This window comes from Vibrio sp. 1401, assembly GCF_033340295.1.
This window is the reverse complement of record NZ_JAWOWF010000765.1, coordinates 1-539: the sequence shown is the minus strand read 5'-3', so window position 1 is coordinate 539 and position 539 is coordinate 1. Positions and strand designations below refer to the sequence as shown.

Annotated in this window: 1 pseudogene; it reads right to left on the bottom strand. The window is 46.8% G+C overall.

The features are described 5' to 3' along the window. Positions 1-539, bottom strand: a pseudogene (locus R7Z77_RS28045) (Hpt domain-containing protein); the annotation flags it as partial.

The following is a 539-nucleotide window of genomic DNA, read 5'->3' as shown; positions in this document are numbered from 1 at the left end:
CCATCTTCAGCATGATCTTGAATAAAGACCTCGAGCAACATTCGGACAGCGCCTTCATCGCCAGAAAGCGAATCCAGCATTCTGTTTATATCGATAAACGGTTCTTGCGAAGCCAGCAATTCTTGTCGCGAATCAGGGGTTAGCTCTTGCGTTTTATTCGCTTGAGCATCACTTGCCAACTCACGCGCTTTGTTCTGGTGTTCTAAAGAACTGGATGCGTTTTCAGTTTGAGAAACGGCAGGCTCTGATGAACTTGAATTCGCCACCGCATTTTTAGAGGAGACAGCCCATGAAACCACCGCCAACAGACAACCGCTCACGACAATGAGCCAAAAGATAAAAGAAACCAGTTTTTGTTCGAGCGTAGCCTTCATCGACACCAACTGATTAGGAAAATCTGGCTTTAATAACTGATTCGCCAAATAACTGCCCTGCGCATTCGCCGCAAGAACACTTGAGGTTTGTGCGAGTCGACGTTGAAATGCAGAACGCTCCCCTGTCGACAGTGAATCCGATTCGATGAACAGTAAATCCAGTTC